We start from the raw sequence: 16,482 nt of genomic DNA, 5'->3' as shown, positions 1-16,482 counted from the left end.
GTCCACCCGCCCGCCCGAGCGTGATCGGGCGGGCTACCCGAAGTGCGGCTCCGCGTGCATCTCCCACGCCAGGAGCTCCGCGGCCCCGATCGCCTCGGCGGTGACGCCCTCCGCATCGAGGACCCGCGCCGCATCGCCCTCCCGCAGCACCTCCCCGCCCAGCCGCACCGCACCCCGCACCACGTGCACGTACATCCACGGCGCGTCCGGCAGCGCCGTGCAGTCGCCGCTGCGCAGCCGCCGCACGTGCAGCACCGCCTCCGCCCGCGCCAGCGCGTACGGCGTGCCGTCGGCGATGCCCCGCACCACCTCGTACGAGGGCTCGCCCCCGAATTCCGACGGCGTCAGCCACATCTGCACGAACCGCAACGGAGTGGCCCCGGCGTTGCGCTCCGTGTGCTGCACGCCCTCGCCCGCGCTCAGCCGCTGCACGTCACCGGGCCGGACGACCTCCCGGTGCCCGGCCGAGTCCTCGTGGGTGAGCTCGCCCTCCACCACCCATGTGACGATCTCCACGTCCCGGTGCGGATGCTCGGCGAAGCCCGCGCCGCCCGCGAGGCGCTCCTCGTTGCAGGCAGCGAGCGGTCCGAAGCGCACGTTGTCGGGGTCGTAGAAGCCGGAGAAGGAGAAGGCGTGCCAGGTCACGATGCCTGCCGCCGGCTCCCCGCCGCGGAAGCGCTCGCCGGCCCGCTGGATGGTCTGCCGCACGTACGTCACCCGGCCACGGTAGCTCCGCCGGGCCGCTCGCAGGGGCCCGGCGGCTCCGTAGCGCCGCGGGATAAGGCAGGCTTGTGTCCGTGCCTGAACCAGCCGCTAACACCCCGCATCCCCACAGCGCCACTCTCCGCAACCTGGAGAAGTCGTCCGGCACGCTGGCCGCCGCCGCCATCGCCAGGATGGACGCCCAGCTGCCGTGGTACCGGGCGATGCCCCCGGAGAACCGGTCCTGGATCGGCCTGGTGGCCCAGGCCGGCATCGCGGCCTTCACCGAGTGGTTCCGGCATCCGGAGACCCCGCAGGCCATCAGCACGGACGTCTTCGGCACCGCTCCCCGGGAGCTGACCCGGGCGATCACGCTGCGCCAGACCGTGGAGCTGGTGCGCACCACGATCGAGGTCATGGAGTCGGCCATCGACGAGGTGGCCGCGCCCGGTGACGAGTCCTCGCTGCGCGAGGCGCTGCTGGTGTACGCCCGCGAGATCGCCTTCGCCACGGCCCAGGTGTACGCGCAGGCCGCCGAGGCGCGGGGCGCGTGGGACGCGCGGCTGGAGTCGCTGGTGGTCAACGCCGTGCTGTCGGGCGAGGCCGACGAGGGCGCGCTGTCGCGGGCGGCAGCGCTCGGCTGGAGCTCGCCCTCGAACGTGTCGGTGGTGCTGGGCACGGCCCCGAACGGGGACAGCGAGCTGACGGTGGAGGCCATCCGCCGGGCCGCGCGGCATGCGAAGGTCCAGGTGCTGACGGGGGTGCTCGGGGACCGGCTGGTGGTGATCGCGGGCGGCTCCGACAATCCGCTCCAGACGGCCAAGGCGCTGATCGGCCCGTTCGCGGCCGGGCCCGTGGTGGCCGGACCGGTGGTGGCCGATCTGCTGGCCGCGACCCGCTCCGCGCAGGCCGCGGCGGCGGGCCTCAAGGCGTGCGCCGCCTGGCCGGACGCCCCCCGGCCGGTGCTGGCGGACGACCTGCTGCCCGAGCGTGCGATGGCCGGGGATCCGGCTGCCCGCGAGCAGCTGGTGGAGGAGATCTACAGACCGCTGGAGGAAGCGGGCTCGGCTCTGCTGGAGACGCTGAGTGTCTACCTGGAGCAGGCGAGCAGTCTGGAGGGGGCGGCCAGGATGTTGTTCGTCCACCCCAACACCGTGCGATACCGGCTCCGACGTGTGACGGACGTCACCGGCTGGTCACCCTCCGATGTCCGTTCCGCCTTTACGCTGCGGATCGCACTGATCCTCGGGCGGCTGGCCGACACGGAGTGACATCCGTAGTCTTTTGTTGAACGTCCACAATTCCCCTGACGGTTCTTCGTCCCTGTCCCCACGGGTGGGCGATGCCGTCCACGAGAGAGAGTGTGAGGGTGCTCGTACTCGTCGCTCCCGGCCAGGGCGCTCAGACGCCCGGCTTCCTGACCCCCTGGCTCGACCTCCCTGGCGTCACCGACCGCCTGCGTGAGTGGTCGGACGCCATCGACTTGGACCTCGTCCACTACGGCACGAACGCCGACGCCGACGAAATCCGCGACACCGCCGTGGCCCAGCCGCTGCTCGTCGCGTCCGCCCTGGTGTCGGCCGGACAGCTCTTCCCCACGGCCGATGACTTCTCCCGGCTCGTCGGTGCCGCCGCCGGGCACAGCGTGGGCGAGCTCGCCGCCGCCGCGCTGACCGGTGTGCTCTCCGAGCGCACCGCCATGGAGCTCGTCCGCAAGCGCGGCCTGGCCATGGCCGAGGCCGCGGCCGTCACCGAGACCGGCATGTCCGCGCTGCTCGGCGGCGACCCGGAGAACGTCCTCCCGCACCTCGAGAAGCTGGGCCTGACCCCGGCGAACGTCAACGGCGCGGGCCAGATCGTGGCGGCCGGCACCGCCGAGCAGCTCGCCGCCCTGGCCGAGGACAAGCCGGAGGGCACCCGGAAGGTCGTCGCGCTGAAGGTGGCCGGCGCCTTCCACACGCACCACATGGCCCCGGCCGTCTCGGTGCTGGAGGCCGCGGTCGCCGAGGTGGAAGCCGCACAGCCGCGTACGCGTTATGTCTCCAACAAGGACGGTCAGGTCGTCGGGGACGGCGACGAGGTCGTCCGGCGGCTGGTCGGCCAGGTGGCCAACCCGGTCCGGTGGGACCTGTGCATGGAGACCTTCAAGGAGCTCGGTGTCACCGCCCTGATCGAGGTGGCCCCCGGCGGGACCCTCGTGGGCCTGGCCAAGCGCGCCCTGCCGGGCGTGAAGACCCTCGCGCTCAAGAGCCCGGACGACCTCGGCGCGGCCCGCGAGCTGATCGCCGAGCACGCCGCCGACGCCGCCCCGGCCGAATAAGGAGCCCGAGAGCATGACTGGCAAGATCAAGCCCGGCAAGGGTTCCCCGTACGCGCGCATCATGGGCGTGGGCGGCTACCGCCCCGTCCGCGTGGTGCCGAACGAGGAGATCCTCAAGCACATCGACTCCTCGGACGAGTGGATCCGCTCGCGCTCGGGCATCGCCACCCGGCACTGGGCCGGCCCGGAGGAGACCGTGGCCGCGATGTCCATCGAGGCCGCGGGCAAGGCGATCGCCGACGCCGGGATCGCGCCCGAGCAGATCGGCGCCGTCCTCGTCTCGACGGTGTCGCACTTCAAGCAGACCCCGGCCATCGCCACCGAGATCGCCCACAAGATCGGTGCGGGCCGCCCCGCCGCCTTCGACATCTCCGCCGGGTGCGCGGGCTTCGGCTACGGCCTGGCCCTCGCCAAGGGCATGGTGACCGAGGGCTCCGCGGAGTACGTCCTGGTGATCGGCGTGGAGCGGCTGTCCGACCTCACCGACCTGAAGGACCGCGCCACGGCCTTCCTGTTCGGCGACGGCGCGGGCGCCGTGGTCATCGGCCCCTCCAAGGAGCCGGCCATGGGCCCCACGGTCTGGGGTTCGGAGGGCGACAAGGCCGAGACCATCAAGCAGACCGTGGCCTGGGACGTCTACCGCGAGGAGACCGACGTCCGGTTCCCCGCCATCACGCAGGAGGGTCAGGCGGTCTTCCGCTGGGCCGTCTTCGAGATGGCGAAGATCGCCCAGCAGGCGCTGGACGAGGCGGGCGTCAGCCCGGAGGACTTGGACGTCTTCATCCCGCACCAGGCCAACATGCGCATCATCGATTCGATGGTGAAGACTCTCAAGCTTCCCGACAGCGTCACGGTCGCCCGTGACGTGGAGACCACGGGCAACACCTCCGCGGCCTCCATTCCGCTGGCCATGGAGCGGCTCCTGGCCACCGGGGCGGCGAAGAGCGGGGACACCGCGCTCCTCATCGGGTTCGGGGCGGGTCTCGTGTACGCCGCGACGGTCGTTACCCTCCCCTAGGCGAGATCCACCGGATTCTCACCGCATCTGCAGTTCCCTTAACGCAGTTCCACCGCAATACATAAAAGGAGCGCCGCAATGGCCGCCACCCAGGAAGAGATCCTCAAGGGCCTCGCCGAGATCGTCAACGAGATCGCCGGCATCCCGGTCGAGGACGTCAAGCTGGACAAGTCCTTCACCGACGACCTGGACGTCGACTCCCTGTCCATGGTCGAGGTCGTCGTCGCCGCCGAAGAGCGCTTCGACGTCAAGATCCCGGACGAGGACGTCAAGAACCTCAAGACCGTCGGTGACGCTGCCGACTACATCCTGAAGCACCAGGCCTGACCGTAGCGTTCGTCGCCACCCGAGCGGTGGCGGTGCCAGCACCTCTACACGTGGAGACAGAATCCCTGTGAACTCGACCAATCGCACCGTGGTCGTCACCGGTATCGGCGCAACCACACCGCTGGGTGGCGACAGCGCTTCGACCTGGGAAGGCATGCTCGCCGGTCGGTCCGGCGTCAAGCCCCTGGAAGGGGAGCGGTTCGCCGAACTCCCCGTACGGATCGCCGCGCCCGCCGCGGTCGACCCCGAAGACGTCCTGCCGCGCCCGCTGGCCCGCAAGCTGGACCGGTCGGCGCAGCTCGCGCTGATCGCCGCGCGCGAGGCGTGGGCCGACGCGGGCTTCACCGCCAAGGCCGGTGAGGACCCCGCCGTCGCCCCCGAGCGGCTCGGCACGGTCATCGCCTCCGGCATCGGCGGCGTGACCACCCTGCTCGACCAGTACGACGTGCTCCGGGAGAAGGGCGTACGCCGCGTCTCCCCGCACACCGTGCCGATGCTGATGCCCAACGGCCCCTCCGCCAACGTCGGCCTGGAGGTGAACGCCCAGGCGGGCGTGCACACCCCGGTCAGTGCCTGTGCGTCGGGCGCCGAGGCGATCGGCTACGCCGTGGAGATGATCCGCACCGGCCGCGCCGACGTCGTGGTCGCGGGCGGCACCGAGGCGGCCATCCACCCGCTGCCCATCGCGGCGTTCGCCAACATGATGGCGATGTCGAAGAACAACGACGAGCCCGAGAAGGCCTCGCGCCCCTACGACAAGGCCCGGGACGGCTTCGTCCTCGGCGAGGGCGCCGGCGTCGTCATCCTGGAGTCGGCCGAGCACGCCGCCCGGCGCGGCGCGCGGGTCTACTGCGAGGTGCTGGGCCAGGGCCTGTCCGCGGACAGCCACCACATCGCCCAGCCCGAGCCCACGGGCCGCGGCATCGCCACCGCCCTGCAGAACCTGCTCGACTCCAGCGACCTCAAGGCCTCGGAGGTCGTGCACCTCAACGCGCACGCCACCTCCACCCCGCAGGGCGACGCGGCCGAGATCAAGGCGCTGCGCAAGGTCCTGGGCGACGACCTGGACCACGTGGCGGTCTCCGCGACGAAGTCGATGACCGGCCACCTGCTCGGCGGCGCGGGCGGCATTGAGACGGTCGCGACCGTCCTGGCGCTGCACCACCGCCTGGCCCCGCCGACCATCAACATCGACGACATCGACGAGGACATCGACGCGGACATCGTGCGCGGCGAGCCCCGCCCGCTGCCCGAGGGCACCATCGCGGCGATCAACAACTCCTTCGGTTTCGGCGGCCACAACGTGGTCCTGGCGCTGCGGACGCTCTGACCCCGCCGAGAGCCGTTGGCCCATATGGGCGAAGGGCCCGTCCGGTCGCTTGACGACCGGACGGGCCCTTCGGTTTTTCCCCGAGGGCTCCTCAGCTGTCGAAGCTGGCGAAGTACGAGGCCACCATGTCCTCGTCGCCGTGCCCCTGTTCGACGGCCCGGTGGAAGCGTTCGGCGCCCGCCGCCGCGACGTCCAGCCGGACCCCGGCCCGCTCCCCCGCCGCGACGATGAGGCGGGCGTCCTTCTCGGCGGTGGTGGTCGCGAAGGACGGCGGGGTGAGCTCGCCGCCGAGCAGGAGCGCGGCCTTCGCCCGGAGGTAGCCCATGTCCAGCGGGCCGCCGGCCACGGCGTCCAGGAAGCGCTCGGGGTCGACGCCCAGGCCCTTGGCCAGGGCGAGGGCCTCGGCGGTGCCGTGGGTGACGGTGAGCACCCAGCTGTTGAGGACGAGCTTGAGCCGGCTGGCCGCGCCGTCCGTGCCGTCCTCGCCGACCCACACCGTGCGGGTGCCGATGGCGTCGAGGACGGGGCCGAGCGGGGCGCGGGCCGCGTCGGGTCCGGCGGCCAGGACGGTGAGCTTGCCCTCTTCGGCCGGCTGCTTGGTGCCGAGGACGGGTGCGTCGACGAACAGCAGGCCGTGTTCGGCGGCGAAGGAGGCGAGGGCGTCGAGCCCCTCCAGCCCGGCGGTGGTGGTCTGGGCCCAGACCGTGCCGGGCCGCAGCCCCGGTGCCGCGTCGCGCATCACGGCGAGGGCGGCGGGCCCGTCGTAGAGCATCGTCAGCACGACGTCGGCGTCCCGCACGGCTTCGGCGGGGGTCCGGGCGATACTCACGCCGTGCGCGGCGAGCGGCTCGGCCTTCTCGGGGCTGCGGTTCCACGCACGGACGGCGAGGCCTGCGCGGGCGAGGTTGCGGGCCATGGGGGCGCCCATGATTCCGGTGCCCAGGACGGCTACTGATGTGGTGTCGGACATGGCTTCAAGCTAGGGGTTAGACCTCACTCCAGCGCAAGGCGGAAGGGTCAGACCACCTGGTGCAGCCATCTGACGGGCGCACCCTCGCCCGCGTGGCGGAAGGGCTCCAGCTCGTCGTCCCAGGGCTTGCCCAGCAGTTTGGCGATCTCGGCCTGGAGGTCGGTCTCGCCCTTGAGGGAGCGGGCGACGGCGGCGCGCAGCCGGTCCTCGGGGACGAGGATGTCGCCGTGGATGCCGGTGACGGCGTGGAAGATGCCCAGGTCGGGGGTGGAACTGTAGCGCTCGCCCTCGGCGGTGGCGCAGGGTTCGGCGGTCACCTCGAAGCGCAGCAGGTGCCAGCCGCGCAGCGCGGAGGCGAGCTTGGAGGCGGTGCCGGGCCGGCCCTGCCAGGAGAATTCGGTGCGCCAGGTGTCGGGGGCGGCGGGCTGACGGATCCAGTCGAGGGTCACCCGCACACCGAGCACGCCCGCCACGGCCCATTCCACGTGTGGGCACAGGGCGCGCGGGGCGGAGTGCACATACAGAACTCCACGTGTTGTCACCGGGACCTCCCGTGCGGTTCGAGGTTCACCTTCCCCAGCGGCCTCGCATCCGTACCGGTCCCGCCCGGGACAGCAGTACGCATTCTGCCCCAATGGCCACTCCCGCACCAAGCTCTACGAGGTTACCAACAGTAAACACCACTGGTGGCAATTCTCCTGAAATGCGACAGGATGTGACGTGTTGTAAGCCGTGGGCCAGTTATCGGGGCCGGAGAAAAGCTACCGTGCGATGACGTTCCCGGCGTGACGTACCGTCGGTCCAGGACAGATATCACCCGGCCGGAGGGGGAGAAGACCATGGAGGGCGCCACGAGGCGAAGGCGGTCCACGGTGGTGCGGGCCGCCGTCACAGTGCTCGCCGCGGCCCTGCTGGCCACGGGGTGCGACGACGGGGGCGGCGCGAGCGACGCCGGCCCGACCGCCGCCCGGCCCAAGCCCAGCCCACGCCCGGCCTGGAACCCGCGCCCGGCGTCGATCGCCTCGCTCGGCGACTCCATCACCCGTGGCTTCGACGCCTGTTCCCTGCTCTCCGACTGCCCCGAGGCCTCCTGGGCCACCGGCACCGAGGTCGACAGCCTCGCCCGGCGGCTGCTGGCCCAACCGGCGGACAACAGCTGGAACTACGCCAGGACCGGCGCCCGGATGGCCGAGTTGCCCGGCCAGATGCGCTCGGCCATCGCCCACAAGCCGCAGTTGGTGACCGTACTGCTCGGGGCCAACGACGCCTGTCGCCCGAGCGTGGCCGATATGACGCCGGTGGACATCTTCCGCAAGGACTTCGAGAGCTCGATCGCCGACCTCCGCCGCTCGCTGCCCACCTCCCAGGTGTACGTGGCCGGGGTGCCGGACCTCAAACGGCTGTGGTCCGAGGGGCGCAAGAACGCGCTGGGGAAGCAGGTGTGGAAGCTGGCCGCCATCTGCCCGTCCATGCTGGGCGACGCCGACGCCCAGGACCCCGAGGCGGTCGAGCGGCGCGCCCAGGTCGACAAGCGCGTCGGCGAGTACAACGCCGCATTGAAGGACGTCTGCGCCCGGGACGCCCTGTGTCGCTACGACGGCGCGGTGCACGGCTACGGCTTCACCGGGCAGGAGTTGAGCCAGTGGGACTGGTTCCACCCGAGCAAGCAGGGGCAGGGGGAACTGGCCGAAATGGCGTACCGGACAATCACCGCCCGGGAACCGGCCGCGTGACGCCGGGGGGCGGGGCCCGTCAGGTGACCCCGCCCCCCGCACCGTATCCGATGAACCCGGCTTACTGCCAAGCGAGTTCACCCGTCCGGAAGAGGCGGTGTCATTCCGTGCTGTCGCGGTGGGCGCTCAGGCCGACGCCGAAGATGCCCTCCCAGTCCATGAGCTCCTCGACGATCGGGTGCGCGGAGCCCTTGCCCTCCAGGCTCAGCACGACCCCGGCTTCCCTGGTCTTGCCGTGGCCCTTCTCGTGGCCGTCCGTCGCCTCGGTATCGATCTGCACATCGGTGACCCGGAAGCCGCGCTTGGTGCACAGCTCCAGCACCCGGCCCAGCAACCCGCGCCGCGTCCGGTAGGACAGCCGCAGCTCGACCCGCTCGGCCGTCGGCGTGACGGACAGCCGCCGGGTGACCATCGGGAAGCCGCGCACCACCAGGAAGTGCACCAGGGTCGCGGCCGCGCCGAGCAGCGGCAGCCCGCCGCCGCACGCCATGCCGACCGCGCAGGTCAGCCAGATGGTGGCGGCCGTGGTCAGGCCCCGGACCGCGTCGCGGCGCACGAAGATCAGGCCGCCGCCGATGAAGCCGATGCCGGAGACGATCTGCGCGGCGACCCGGGAGGGGTCGAGACCGACGCCCGGCAGCCCCGTCACGGCGGTGAAGCCGTGCATCGAGACCTCCATGAACAGCGCACTGCCCACACCCACCAGGGTGTGCGTGCGCAGCCCCGCGCTCTTCTGCTGCCGCTCGCGCTCCAGGCCGATGAGCGACGACAGCAGCAGCGCGAGGGCCAGTTCGACGAACTGCCGGGTCCCTTGGCCGGCGCCCGGGTGGAACAGCGGGGCGGCGTGACGTACGACGGCGTGGGCGCCGGCGGAGTGGAGGTCGGCGGATATGACATGCGCGGCGGTGAGCTGCGAAATGACCATCTCGCCATTGTGGCGCGAAGTCGACTGTGTGCCGAGTGACTTGACGGACCCCTTCCTCCCGGGCGGGCGCGGTGGTTTCCTTCCGCACCATGAGACCCAGTCAAAGCTCGATCCCCCGGGTGCTGGCCGCGGCCCTGCTGTTGTGCGCGCCGCTCGCCCTGGCCGCACCCGCCGGCGCCGACACCCCCGCCCCCGCGCCGCTCACCGTGGAGGAGCAGCGCCTGACCGGCGCCGTACCGCAGGAGATCCTGCGGCGCAGCGGCTTCGACGACGTGGCGCCCGGCTTCGCCCGCGCGCTGGAGCACACCGGCACGCCCGCGCAGGCCCGGCGGCTCGCGACCGCGGACGGGCGGCGGCTGTGGCGGCGGGCGGTGGACCGGGTGCAGGGCCGGGGGCCGGCAGGCGGCGACCTGAGCCGGGACGACGACCGTCCGCTGTACTGGGCGCGGCTGGGCATGACACGGGCACTGCGGGAGTGGCGGCCCGCGTTCGCCCTGGACGAGCGGCGGCGGGCGGCGCTGATCGAGGCGGTGGAGCGCTCCTCTCGCGGCCAGGACTCGATCGAGCTGCCCGCCGGACAGCAGGTGAAGCGGGTGCTGATCACCGGCTTCGACCCGTTCGAGCTGGACGACGACGCCCGCCGCTCCAACCCCTCGGGGGCGGCCGCGCTCGCCCTGGACGGCACGACGGTCGACACTCCGGCGGGCCCGGCCCGGATCGAGGCGGCCGTCTTCCCGGTGCGCTGGGCGGACTTCGCGGACGGCACGGTCGAGCGGACGCTGCTGCCGTACTTCCGGCCCGGTCCGGTGCCGTCGGGGCACGGCGGGAAGGCCGATCTCTTCATGACGATCAGCCAGGGCAGGCCGGGCCGTTTCGACGTCGAGCGGACCAACGGCGCCTGGCGCGGCGGCTATCCGGACAACGCCGGCGAATCCCGTACGGAGACGGTGCCGGTCCCGCCGGACCTGCCGACGGTGCACCCGCAGCCGCAGTGGACGACGACCTCGCTGCCGTACGCCGCGATCACGAGCGCGAACACCGGGCCGTTCCCCGTGCACGACAACACCTCCGTCACGGAGATACCGGCGGGCGGCACGGATCCGGTCGTCCGGCCGGACGGGCCGACGCCCGGTTCGACGGCGCGCGGGGGCGGCGGGGGCGACTACCTCTCCAACGAGATCGCCTACCGGGCGACGCTGCTGCGCGACGCGGTGGGGCTGCGGGTGCCGGGCGGGCATCTGCACACGCCGGTGCTGCAGTTCGGCGAGGGCAACACGGATCCGGCGGGCGGCGCGGTCACGGACCCCGAGTTCGTGCGCAACCGACTGGCGATCACGGCGCAGGTACGGTCGGTGATCAGGGTGGCCGTGGGGGCCGCCACCGGGCGATGATGACCGGATGATCATTGCAGCAGCACAGTTCACGTCGGTGCCGTGCGACGTCGCGGCCAATGTGGCGCGGATGGCCGCCTTCGTGACCGAGGCCGGCGGGCACGGCGCCGCGCTCGTCGTCTTCCCCGAACTGGCCGTCACCGGCTACGAGCTGGAGGCGGTGACGAGCGATCCGGAGCGGTTCCTGATGGAGCCGGACGACGCCCGGCTGGCCCCCCTCGTCCGGGCGTGCCGGGAGGCGGGCGTCGCCGCCGTGGTCAACTGCGCGGGGCGGCGGGAGGCGGGCCCGACGATCAGCTCGTTCGTCTACGGGCCGGACGGCGCGCTCCTGACCCGCTACGACAAGCGGCACCCGACGGACCCGGAGCACGCCGCGGGCTTCGTCCCGGGGACGGCGGACGGCCGGTTCACCGTGGACGGCACCGGGTTCGGGCTGGTCATCTGTTACGACGCCCACTTCTGCGAACTCGCCGAGCGGGCGGCGGCCGACGGCTGCCGGGTGCTGCTGGCGAGCTCGCTGTACGGGCGGGGCGGCGGCGCCGCGGAGCGGATGACCATCTTCCCGAAGCTGGCGCGGGACAACGGCCTGCACGTGCTGCTGGCCAACCACGTGGGCCCCTCGGGGCCGTACGACGCGTGCGGGCTCAGCGCGGTGTGGGGCCCGGACGGCGCGGTGCTGGCCGAGGGGCCGGACGCGGAGGCGGGGCTGGTGGTGGCCCGGGTCAGCGCGCCGGGAAGCTGAGGGCCGCGGGCCGGGGCGCGGCTTCGGCTTCGGGGCGGGCCGGTTCGGGAGACTCCTCCCCCAACAGGTCCCGCACCAGCAGCGTCGCCCCGGCCACCGCACCCGGCATCACGAAGACGGCCACCACCGGCACCAGGAACAGCAAGGTGAGCGGCACCCCGAAGCCGAGGGCCAGCAGCTTGCGGGAGCGCAGCAGGCGCAGACGCTCCCGCAGGGGCACTCCGCGCCGCTGCAGGGCCACGGCGGTGAGCTCTTCGGTGAGGAAGAAGCCGGAGACGCAGAAGCCGGCCGCGGGCACCAGCGTCTGCCCGATGACGGGCACGAAGCCCAGGACGAAGAAGAGCAGGCCCCACAGCACCACGCGCACCAGCACCGCCGCGCTCTCCCGTGCGGAGATCCACAGCTCCTGCCAGAGCGGCAGTCCGGAGCGGGGTGCCGTGCCGCCTTCGGCGAGGTCGACGCGCTCGGAGAGCGACTCGTAGAAGGGCTGTCCGACCAGCAGCGTCACGGCGGTGAAGGACAGGACCGCGAGCAGCAGTCCGCCCGCGAAGACCAGCGCGGTCAGCGTGGCCCGGAACAGCCCGGCCCAGGGCGACCCCCAGCCGTCGGCGAAGGGGGTGGCCCAGGTGACGGCGTCGTCCCCCCAGACCGCGAGCGCGACGACCGCCGCCGCGTAACCGACCAGTGTGATCAGCCCGGGCAGCAGCCCGAAGCCCCACTGGCTACGGTTGCGCCCCACCCAGCGCTGGCCCTTGGCCAGGTACGTCATGCCCGCTACAAGATCTCGCATGGCGGGTCATCGTATCGGCTGGGCGGGGAAGCGGCCGCCACGCTCGTACGGAACGTTTCTCCTGACGTTTCTCCCGAGGGAGCGGGGGTCAGAAGGCGACGATCATCTTGCCGGTGTTCTCGCCGCGCAGCAGGCCGAGGAAGGCGTCGGGGGCGTTCTCGATGCCGCTCACGACCGTCTCGCGGTACTTGAGCTCGCCGGAGCGCAGCCAGCCGCCGACCTCCTTGAAGAACTGCGGGCGCAGCGCGTCGTGGTCCGAGACGATCATGCCCTGCATGCGCAGCCGCTTGGCGAGGATCTGGGCGATGTTGCGCGGGCCGGGCGGCGGCTCGGTCGCGTTGTACTGGGCGATCAGGCCGCAGAGGGTGATCCGGCCGTGCGGGTTGAGCACGGTGAGGGCGGCCTCCAGGTGTTCGCCGCCGACGTTCTCGAAGTAGACGTCGATGCCGTCGGGGGCGGCCGCCTTGAGCTGCTCCAGGACGGGGCCGTCCTTGTAGTTGAAGGCGGCGTCGAAGCCGTACTCCTCGGTCAGGATCCGGACCTTCTCGTCCGAGCCCGCGCTGCCGATGACGCGCGAGGCGCCCTTGAGCTTGGCGATCTGGCCGACCTGGCTGCCGACCGCACCCGCGGCGCCGGAGACGAAGACGGCGTCGCCCTCCTTGAAGGAGCCGACCTCCAGCAGGCCCGCGTAGGCGGTCATGCCGGGCATGCCGAGCACGCCGAGGTAGGCGGAGAGCTGGGCGGCCTCGGGGTCGACCTTCACGGTGCGCTTGGCGTCGACCACGGCGTACTCGCGCCAGCCGAGGCCGTGCAGCACGTGGTCGCCCGGCGCGAAGCCCTCGGCACGGGAGGCGACGACCTCGCCGACGGCGCCGCCGTCCATGGGCTGGTCGAGCTGGAAGGGCGGCACGTAGGACTTGACGTCGTTCATGCGGCCGCGCATGTAGGGGTCGACCGACATGTGCGTGTTGCGCACCAGGATCTCGCCCTCGCGCGGCTCGGCTACCGGAGCTTCCCGCAGCGCGAAGTCCTCGGGCTTGGGCCAGCCCTGCGGGCGGGCGACCAGGTGCCATTCACGGGAGGTGGCGGGCAGGGCGGACATGGGGGCGCCTCCTAGTGCTCTGTGCTTCTCATGCACTGTGCTTCTCACGCTCTGGGCTTCACGGCTTCGAGCCCAAATGCTTCATGAACTGAAACAACCATGCTCCTCGATATTTCATGTTGTCAAGCAACGCGCTAACCTGGTGTCCATGACGCCCCGCACCACGCCGCCCCGCACCGATGCCCTCACGCTCGAAGTGGTCGAGCTCATCGGGACCGTCGTGGCGCGCTATCACGAGGAGTACGAGGAGGCCGCCGGGCGGCACTCCCTCACCGGCGCCCAGGCACGCGTGCTGGCGCTGCTCGCCCGGGAGCCCCTGCCCATGCGGCGGATCGCCCAGAAGCTCAAGTGCGAGCCGTCCAACGTCACCGGCATCGTCGATCGCCTCGAATCCCGCGGCCTGGTCGAGCGCCGCCCGGACCCCGACGACCGCCGCGTCAAGCTCGCCGCACCCACCGCCACCGGCCGGGAGACGGCCGCACGCGTCCGGGAGTCCCTGGACTTCGCCCGCGAACCGCTGGCCGGGCTGTCGGACGCGGAACGCACGGCACTGCGCGACCTGCTCAAGCGGATGCTCGGCGAGGACCCGGCAGAAGACTGAGCCCGCCGCCGCCCCCTAAAGGCTCAGCCCGGAAGCCGCAGCGCCGCGGTGGTGGCGACCGTGCCCAGCCGGGGCATGTCCAGCGCCACCGACGCCCGGTGCTCCTCCGCCGTCAGGGCCGACATCGCGTCCTCCACGAACACCAGCTCGTAACCGTGGTCCGCGGCGGCGCGAGCGGTCGACTCCACCCCGAGGTTGGTGGCGATGCCGGCGAGCACGAGCGTCCGCACGCCCCGCTCCCGCAGCCGGGCATCCAGTCCGGTGCCGTGGAAGGCGCCGATGGTCCGTTTGACGATCTCGATGTCGTCCGGCTCGGCGAGCCCGGCGAGCAGCCCGCTGCCGGGCGGCTGCTCCGCGACCCCCGGCCGCTCCACCCGTACGAGCACCACCGGCGCCCCCGCCTTGCGGAACGCACGCGCCAACTCCCCCGACTTCTCGGCCACTTCGTCGCCCGAATGCGGGGCGAGCGGCAACGCGACGACGCGTTCCATGAGATCGACGAGGACGAGTGCGGTATGCAGGGGGTCGATTTCCGTCATGGCCCAGACCGTACCGGCCAAGCCCCCGGCACGGGCGCCCTCCGGGACAGCTCCCGGCCGACAGGAGGTAAAGGTTGCGCGAAAGTACGGCCCTACGGCGGAACTTGAACCCCATCCCGGAGGACGACACACCCGCCCCGGGCGAGGTGCGCAACGATGGCCCCATGACACAAGATCCCGGCCCCGAACCGGACGGCCCGCATCAACGCACCGACGGACCCGGCCTCCAGGCCGCCTTCGGCCCGCTCGACTTCCAGCTCGTCCTGCTGCGCCGGATGGCCGACCACCAGCCCGGCCTGGTAGAGGACGCGCTGCGCGAACTCGACATCGAGCGCGCCGAGATGCGCGAGGCCAACCGCCGCTGGCAGGCCATGCTGCACTCCCCGCGGCGCCGCTCGGCCGCCGCCCGCTACCGCTCCGTGCTCGGTCCGCCCGAGTACGTGGCCGAGCGCCGGATCGGCGACCTGGACGTGGAGGCGGCCGCCTGGCCCGTACCGCTCTGGCCCGACCTGCGGTTCGAGGTGCTGAGCGTGCCCGGCGGCGCGGTGTGGAACGAATGGCTGGTCCGCGCGCCGGGGGCGCGGGGTCCCGCGCTGCGCACGGCCCGGGACCTGCTGCCGTGGTCGTGCACGGTCGACGAGGTGGCACGGGCCTTCGCGCCCGCCCGGCCGATGGAGGGCACGGCACCCACCCGCTGGCGGCTCGCCTTCTCGGCGCCCGACGCACAGGGCGAGCGCGGCGAGTACGTGGCGGAGTTCACCTGGGGGCTCCTCCAGCGGCTGGTGGACTAGCAGCCTACGAGCGCGGGGGCGACCGAAAGATCGTCTTGGGGTTGCCCCCAGAGGCACTTGAATGGGACCTGAGGCGGAGGGGTACTGGCCGATAGGCCGAGGCGCCGGCGGCGGGCCGGTCCCTACGGTGGGTGGCATGTCCCGTACGCGCCCGGCGCCCCGCAGGCGCCCATCGCCCCCCGCCCTGGCGGCCGCGCTGCTGGCCGTAGTGCTGGCCGCGCTGGTCAGCGGCTGTGCCCTCGGCAGCGAGACGGACAAGGTCATAGGTGGGCCCGCCTCGGCCGACGAGCCGTCCCGGGTCGCCATCCCCTCCCTCGGCGTCGACAGCCCGCTGATCCGGCTGGGGCTGAACGACGACCAGACCGTGCAGTCCCCGCCGCCGGACAAGGGCATGACGGCCGGCTGGTTCACGCGCGGCGCCCGGCCCGGCGAGCCCGGGGCCGCCGTGATCATCGGGCACAGCACCACCCCGGAGGGGAAGGCCGTCTTCCGCGACCTGCACAAGGTGAGCCGGGGCACCGCGATCGACATCAAGCGCGGCGACGGCAAGGTGCTGCACTTCTCCGTGACCGGCACCGAGACGGTGGCGAAGAAGACCTTCCCCGCCCGCAAGGTGTACGGCGCCACGAAGGAGAAGGCGCTGCGGCTGGTCACCTGCGCGGGCGACCCCGACGCCACCGGGCGGCCGGCGCAGAACCTGATCGTCTACGCGGCCCTGACGCCGTGACGCCAGGGCCGCGCAGGGTGCCGGTACGCCTCAGGCGAGCTCGGCCGCCAGCGTGATCGTCGTCCCGGCCAGGGCCTGACTGACCGGGCAGTTCTTCTTGGCCTCCTCGGCGGCCGCCGCGAAGCCCGCCTCGTCCAGGCCGGGGACCTCGCCGCTGACGGTCAGGTGGATGCCGGTGATGCCCTCACCGGGCTGGAAGGTGACCTCGGCCTTGGTCTCCAGCCGGGTGGGCGGCGTGCCCGCACCGGCCAGACCGTGCGAGAGCGCCATGGAGAAGCAGCTGGAGTGCGCGGCCGCGATCAGCTCCTCGGGGCTGGTCTTGCCGTTCGCCTGCTCGGCGCGCGACGGCCAGGAGACGGGGTACTTGCCCACGCCCGACGAGTCGAGGGAGACGACGCCGCTCCCCTTGAGCAGATCGCCTTCCCAGACGGTGTGCGCGATGCGGTTCGTGGCCACGATGCGTTCCTCTCCGTT

At 72.4% G+C, this 16,482-nt stretch carries 19 protein-coding genes; 11 read left to right on the top strand and 8 right to left on the bottom strand.

Translation table 11 applies throughout. The annotated features are described in order from the left end of the window. Nucleotides 1-33: 33 nt before the first annotated feature. Nucleotides 34-717 carry a pirin family protein gene (locus FHS39_RS08085; protein WP_425507752.1) on the bottom strand — a complete coding sequence of 228 codons (684 nt, stop codon included), beginning with the start codon at nucleotides 715-717 and terminating at the stop codon, nucleotides 34-36. An 80-nt stretch (nucleotides 718-797) separates the two neighbouring features. Here FHS39_RS08085 and FHS39_RS08080 point away from each other — a divergent pair, with 80 nt between their 5' ends. The 5 genes from FHS39_RS08080 to fabF all read left to right on the top strand — a co-directional run bounded on the left by FHS39_RS08080 (nucleotide 798) and on the right by fabF (nucleotide 5,697). Continuing rightward, on the top strand, nucleotides 798-1,973 hold the full coding sequence (locus FHS39_RS08080) for a helix-turn-helix domain-containing protein (protein WP_107072636.1): 1,176 nt from the start codon (nucleotides 798-800) through the stop codon (nucleotides 1,971-1,973). Nucleotides 1,974-2,071: 98 nt separating this feature from the next. Then, the gene (locus FHS39_RS08075) at nucleotides 2,072-3,022 is read left to right on the top strand and encodes an acyltransferase domain-containing protein (RefSeq protein WP_184347747.1); all 951 of its coding nucleotides are present in this window, start codon (nucleotides 2,072-2,074) and stop codon (nucleotides 3,020-3,022) included. Nucleotides 3,023-3,035: 13 nt separating this feature from the next. Continuing rightward, entirely contained in the window at nucleotides 3,036-4,040 is a 1,005-nt protein-coding gene (locus FHS39_RS08070; protein ID WP_045932672.1) for a ketoacyl-ACP synthase III, read from the top strand. A gap of 78 nt (nucleotides 4,041-4,118) precedes the next feature. Beyond that, nucleotides 4,119-4,367 carry an acyl carrier protein gene (locus FHS39_RS08065; protein WP_045932673.1) on the top strand — a complete coding sequence of 83 codons (249 nt, stop codon included), beginning with the start codon at nucleotides 4,119-4,121 and terminating at the stop codon, nucleotides 4,365-4,367. A gap of 67 nt (nucleotides 4,368-4,434) precedes the next feature. After that, nucleotides 4,435-5,697, top strand: a complete 1,263-nt coding sequence (gene fabF / locus FHS39_RS08060) for a beta-ketoacyl-ACP synthase II (RefSeq protein WP_184347745.1) — start codon at nucleotides 4,435-4,437, stop codon at nucleotides 5,695-5,697. Between the two features lie 91 nt (nucleotides 5,698-5,788). On the opposite strand, the gene FHS39_RS08055 is transcribed toward fabF, so the two are convergent. Together FHS39_RS08055 and FHS39_RS08050 are read right to left on the bottom strand one after the other, a co-directional pair. Continuing rightward, complete coding sequence (locus FHS39_RS08055; protein WP_184347743.1) at nucleotides 5,789-6,667, bottom strand: NAD(P)-dependent oxidoreductase; 879 nt, start codon at nucleotides 6,665-6,667, stop codon at nucleotides 5,789-5,791. Between the two features lie 47 nt (nucleotides 6,668-6,714). Beyond that, nucleotides 6,715-7,209, bottom strand: coding sequence for a DUF3145 domain-containing protein (locus FHS39_RS08050; protein WP_045932676.1), 495 nt, complete (start codon nucleotides 7,207-7,209; stop codon nucleotides 6,715-6,717). A 297-nt stretch (nucleotides 7,210-7,506) separates the two neighbouring features. Between FHS39_RS08050 and FHS39_RS08045 the strand changes: the two genes are divergently transcribed. Next, the gene (locus FHS39_RS08045) at nucleotides 7,507-8,400 is read left to right on the top strand and encodes a GDSL-type esterase/lipase family protein (RefSeq protein WP_184347741.1); all 894 of its coding nucleotides are present in this window, start codon (nucleotides 7,507-7,509) and stop codon (nucleotides 8,398-8,400) included. Nucleotides 8,401-8,500: 100 nt separating this feature from the next. Here FHS39_RS08045 and FHS39_RS08040 read toward each other — a convergent pair whose 3' ends face one another. Next, nucleotides 8,501-9,325 (bottom strand): MgtC/SapB family protein, encoded by an 825-nt coding sequence (locus FHS39_RS08040; RefSeq protein WP_184347739.1) that lies wholly within the window; start codon nucleotides 9,323-9,325, stop codon nucleotides 8,501-8,503. Between the two features lie 89 nt (nucleotides 9,326-9,414). On the opposite strand from FHS39_RS08040, the gene FHS39_RS08035 reads away from it, so the two are divergent. Beyond that, nucleotides 9,415-10,716 carry a pyroglutamyl-peptidase I gene (locus FHS39_RS08035; protein WP_184347737.1) on the top strand — a complete coding sequence of 434 codons (1,302 nt, stop codon included), beginning with the start codon at nucleotides 9,415-9,417 and terminating at the stop codon, nucleotides 10,714-10,716. A 7-nt stretch (nucleotides 10,717-10,723) separates the two neighbouring features. After that, the gene (locus FHS39_RS08030) at nucleotides 10,724-11,458 is read left to right on the top strand and encodes a carbon-nitrogen hydrolase family protein (RefSeq protein WP_184347735.1); all 735 of its coding nucleotides are present in this window, start codon (nucleotides 10,724-10,726) and stop codon (nucleotides 11,456-11,458) included. Here the strand turns inward: FHS39_RS08030 and FHS39_RS08025 are convergent. Then, nucleotides 11,439-12,248, bottom strand: coding sequence for an EI24 domain-containing protein (locus FHS39_RS08025; protein WP_184347733.1), 810 nt, complete (start codon nucleotides 12,246-12,248; stop codon nucleotides 11,439-11,441). The genes FHS39_RS08030 and FHS39_RS08025 overlap by 20 nt on opposite strands. Before the next feature lie 88 nt (nucleotides 12,249-12,336). Further along, the gene (locus FHS39_RS08020) at nucleotides 12,337-13,350 is read right to left on the bottom strand and encodes an NADP-dependent oxidoreductase (protein WP_184347731.1); all 1,014 of its coding nucleotides are present in this window, start codon (nucleotides 13,348-13,350) and stop codon (nucleotides 12,337-12,339) included. Between the two features lie 148 nt (nucleotides 13,351-13,498). On the opposite strand from FHS39_RS08020, the gene FHS39_RS08015 reads away from it, so the two are divergent. Next, nucleotides 13,499-13,951: a MarR family winged helix-turn-helix transcriptional regulator gene (locus tag FHS39_RS08015; RefSeq protein ID WP_184347729.1), complete on the top strand. Its 453-nt coding sequence runs from the start codon at nucleotides 13,499-13,501 to the stop codon at nucleotides 13,949-13,951. Between the two features lie 23 nt (nucleotides 13,952-13,974). Here the strand turns inward: FHS39_RS08015 and FHS39_RS08010 are convergent, their stop codons facing one another. Continuing rightward, on the bottom strand, nucleotides 13,975-14,490 hold the full coding sequence (locus tag FHS39_RS08010) for an isochorismatase family protein (RefSeq protein WP_184347727.1): 516 nt from the start codon (nucleotides 14,488-14,490) through the stop codon (nucleotides 13,975-13,977). Nucleotides 14,491-14,654: 164 nt separating this feature from the next. On the opposite strand from FHS39_RS08010, the gene FHS39_RS08005 reads away from it, so the two are divergent. Together FHS39_RS08005 and FHS39_RS08000 are read left to right on the top strand one after the other, a co-directional pair. Next, nucleotides 14,655-15,281 (top strand): hypothetical protein, encoded by a 627-nt coding sequence (locus tag FHS39_RS08005; RefSeq protein ID WP_246469988.1) that lies wholly within the window; start codon nucleotides 14,655-14,657, stop codon nucleotides 15,279-15,281. A gap of 136 nt (nucleotides 15,282-15,417) precedes the next feature. Beyond that, nucleotides 15,418-16,008 carry a class F sortase gene (locus tag FHS39_RS08000; RefSeq protein ID WP_184347725.1) on the top strand — a complete coding sequence of 197 codons (591 nt, stop codon included), beginning with the start codon at nucleotides 15,418-15,420 and terminating at the stop codon, nucleotides 16,006-16,008. 30 nt (nucleotides 16,009-16,038) lie between these two features. On the opposite strand, the gene FHS39_RS07995 is transcribed toward FHS39_RS08000, so the two are convergent. Further along, nucleotides 16,039-16,464 carry an OsmC family peroxiredoxin gene (locus FHS39_RS07995; protein ID WP_184347723.1) on the bottom strand — a complete coding sequence of 142 codons (426 nt, stop codon included), beginning with the start codon at nucleotides 16,462-16,464 and terminating at the stop codon, nucleotides 16,039-16,041. Nucleotides 16,465-16,482: the final 18 nt, after the last annotated feature.

Source organism: Streptomyces olivoverticillatus (assembly GCF_014203555.1).
Lineage (GTDB): Bacteria > Actinomycetota > Actinomycetes > Streptomycetales > Streptomycetaceae > Streptomyces > Streptomyces olivoverticillatus.
This window is presented reverse-complemented; position numbering and strand designations above follow the sequence as displayed.